Here is a 4,075-nt window from a genome sequence, read left to right as displayed (position 1 = left end):
TACTAACTATAATAATGATGGCGCTAAAGGTACGGATTCCATTGCTATCGGTAAAGCTAGTACGGCAGCTGATAACAGTATCGCTATTGGTAATGGGGCAAGTGTTTCTGATAGTAATGGTGGCAAAGGCAGCGGTTTGCTATCGGGAACAGGGCACAAATTAATAACTATGTAGATCAAAGTGCCAGTATTGATATCGGTCAAAATGCACAAATCGATAATATGACCGGCATGCAAGAGTATATTTTCTCGTTGGGACAAACAACCTATAATCCGGAGTTTCGACCAGATGGGAGCATGGTTTTCAAACCTGAAGATCCTTCAAAAGTAGCTACAGCTATCGCAATTGGTGAAAACACCTTTGTACGTACGGGTGGTTTAATGATTGGTACGCATAACTATCGTGGTGTATTAGGCGATGTTGACGTAGACAGTGCCAATATCCGTGCTACCGGTGTTAATGTTAACAGTACGACTTTAGGTACAAATAGTTATAATAGTGGTGCTTTTGCAACCATTGTTGGTGCTTACTCGATTGCCAGCGGTAACTATGCCAGCGGTGGTGGGCAAGACAGTGCTTCTAAAAACCTCGGAGCTACCATTGTTGGCTCTTTAAATAGCGTAGAATCATCTACTGCAACTAGCAATCAATCAGGTATGGCTAACAGTGTGGTTGGTGTAGCTAACCGGACCTTCAATTCTAATGGCTCGTTAATCTTTGGTGCAGGTAATGAAATTACAAACTCTGTGGTTGATATTTCTGCGATTGAAACCTCTAATATTACCTCGGCAAAAGATTTGCAAACTAACTTAATCAAAGGTATTAAGGACTCCAATAGTGGTGGTGCTACACTTGCTATCGGTGGTGGCAATACGGCCGATTATACGCAGCAGTCGGCTCTTATCGGTGTTAATAATACATTGACCGGCACTGAAAGTGGCATCGCTCAATACAATGCCTTGACTGGTTTTAACAATACGGCGACTGGTGTAACCAATGTAACCGTAACCAGTACAAATAACACAGTTAGTGATTCTACATCTATCGTTAACTTAGGTAATGAAAATGCAGTATCCGAATCTAACAATACTATTTTGTTAGGTGACAATCGTACTGTAGAAGGTTCCGACAACAGCATCATCTTAGGCAGTGCTAATAAGTCGACTTCTAGCACCTTGCGTGCCGCAGCTGCCACAACGTTGACGACAGAAGCTGATAATGTAGTTGTTATGGGCTACAATGCTAATGCAACAGTAGATGATGGTGTAGCTTTAGGTTCGAATTCTGTAGCTAGTGTTGATAAAGGTGTAGACGGCTACAATCCAAGCACTAAAAAATTAACCGGTACTGCCTGGACTTCTACTTTGGGCTCCGTAGCTGTAGGCGATGTTTCAAATGATCTGACGCGTCAGATTACAGGTGTCGCAGCTGGTACTGAAGATACTGATGCTGTTAACGTAGCACAGTTGAAAGCTAACAAAGTAGATTTAAAAGCTGGTGACAAGGTAACCATTACTTCTTCTGTAGCTGATGACGGAGCTACAACTTACACAGTTGCATCTACAGATACATATACTGAAAGTGGTACATATGATGCAGATAGTAAGAAAATTAAATTTACCCAGAACGATACTACTAAAAACTATGAAGTGGATTTAAGTACTTTAGTAGATGGCATTGACAAAGGACTCAACTTTGCCGGTGATTCAGGAGATGCCATCAACAAGAAGTTGGATGAAACGCTGGATGTTGTCGGCGGTGCTAAGGGGGACCTGACGACTGAGAATATCGGAGTGGTTTCCGAAGATGGCAAACTCAATGTTCGTTTGGCCAAAGACCTTACCAATCTGAACAGTGTCAAAGTAGGTGACGCAGTAACTCTCGGTACAACCGGTCTTGCAATCACTAATGGTCCGTCTGTTACCACAGCGGGCATTGATGCAGCTGGCAAGACGATTACTAATGTAGCAGCCGGTACGGCAGATACTGATGCGGTAAACGTATCGCAGTTGAATGCCAATAAGATTCATTACTTCCATGTAAACTCTACGGCTAATGGTACTAACTATAATAATGATGGTGCTAAAGGCACGGAGTCTATTGCTATCGGTAAATCCAGCACAAGCTCGAATAACAGTATTGCTATCGGGCAGGCTACGATTGGTAATGGCAGTGCTGCCGGTACAAATGGTGGTGACGTTGCTATCGGCAATGGTGCTGTCATCAACAACTATTCGGGACAAGGTGGCGGTATTGCCATCGGTTATAAAGCACACACCGAAAATATGGCGGGACAGCAGGAAAGATTGCTTGGATTTGCGCAAAACGGTGGTGAAACCGGTGTTACCGGCGTTGCTATCGGTCGTAATGCTTATGCCCGCTCTGGGAGTACTATGATTGGTAACCATAATTACAGAGGTGCCTTAGGCGATGTTACCATTAATACGGAAGCGGCCTCGGGCATGAGCCAGCCGAACTTAAGTGTACTTTCTACTACTGTTGGTACGAATAGCTTTAGTGCTGGCGCTATGACTACAGTTACCGGTGCATATTCTATCGCTACTTCAGATTATCAAGGGTTAGGCGGACTTGCAGGGATTTTTGATTCCCTTAAAGCAACTAAAAACTTTGGTGCGACTGTAACCGGTTCTTTAAATAGTATTGAATCGGCAACAGCAAGCAGTACTGTAGCTGGTGTAGCTAATAGTATTGTTGGTGTTGGCAATAGAGCTGCTAATACTAACGGGACGTTGATTTTTGGCGCCGGGAATGAAGTAACGAATTCTATTACCGATGTTGTTGTACCGATGTATGATGGTGCTGCATCTGCAAAAGAGTTACAGACACAATTAATTGAGGCGATTAAAGATTCTAATAGTGGTGGCTCCACGTTGGTTATGGGGGGCGGAAACAAGGCTGACTATACTCAACAATCAGCTATCATTGGTGTAAACAACACCTTGACTGGCACAAGCAGTAATATTAGCCAATATGACTACATTACAGGCTTTAACAACACCGGTACCAATGTAGATAATGTAACTATCATCGGTACCAACCGTACCGTATCCGATGCATCTAATAGTGTTGTTATCGGCGCGGCTGATTCTGCGATGACCTCCTCCGCTAGTGACGCCGTTACTTTGGGCCGAAATGCTAATACAACCGTAGACGGTGGTGTAGCTTTAGGTTCTAATTCTGTAGCTAGTGTTGATAAAGGTGTTGCAGGCTATGATGTAGAGACTGAAAAGGCATCTACTGAAACATCCATTGCTTGGAAATCCACTTCGGCTGCTGTCTCTGTAGGTGATACAGCGAATAATATTACTCGCCAGATTACAGGTGTAGCTGCTGGTATGCAAGACACGGATGCTGTCAACGTAGCACAGTTGAAACAGGTTGCTGAAGCTGCAAGTGAAGCAGGCAACACGACCTTGAAGTTTACAGGCGATGATAAATCTGACACAGAAACAATTGCTCGTGGCAATGGCGAAACATTAAGCATCACTGGTGGTGCTACTGCTTTTACAGAAGACGATAATATAGGCGTTGTAAAAGAAGGCGACAGTGCACTGAAAATTCGCTTAGCTAAAGACCTCACCGGTCTGAACAGTGTCAAAATAGGCGACGATGTAACCCTCAGTACAACCGGTCTGACAATCACTGGTGGTCCATCCGTAACGACTACGGGTATCAATGCTGGCAGCAAGACGATTACCAATGTAGCAGCTGGTGTCAATGCTACCGATGCAGTCAACGTATCGCAGTTGAAAGCAAATAAAGTAACTGTAAAAGCAGGTACGAATGTAACGGTTACACCGACTACAGAAACCGATAGTTCCACAACTTACACGATTGCATCGAAAGATACGTATACGACGGCAGGAACTTACGATAAAGCTGGTAAGAAGATTACATTCACACAGAACGATACCGATAAGAACTACGAAGTGGATGTAAGCGGGTTGGTAGATGGTATTAGTGAAGATATCGATAAAGGCCTCAACTTCGCCGGAGATTCCGGAGATGCCATCAACAAGAAGCTGGATGAAACGCTGGATGTTGTCGGCGGTG

The 4,075-nt window shown here is 43.9% G+C and carries 1 protein-coding gene; it reads left to right on the top strand.

Annotated elements, in window-relative coordinates:
• Positions 1-222: 222 nt before the first annotated feature.
• A partial coding sequence (locus HMPREF3201_RS11895) for a beta strand repeat-containing protein (RefSeq protein ID WP_369794835.1) occupies positions 223-4,075 on the top strand: 3,853 nt, incomplete at its 3' end.

Source organism: Megasphaera sp. MJR8396C, from assembly GCF_001546855.1.
GTDB lineage: Bacteria > Bacillota > Negativicutes > Veillonellales > Megasphaeraceae > Megasphaera.
Note: the sequence above shows the minus strand (reverse complement) of the source record. Positions and strands in the feature narration are given on the sequence as shown.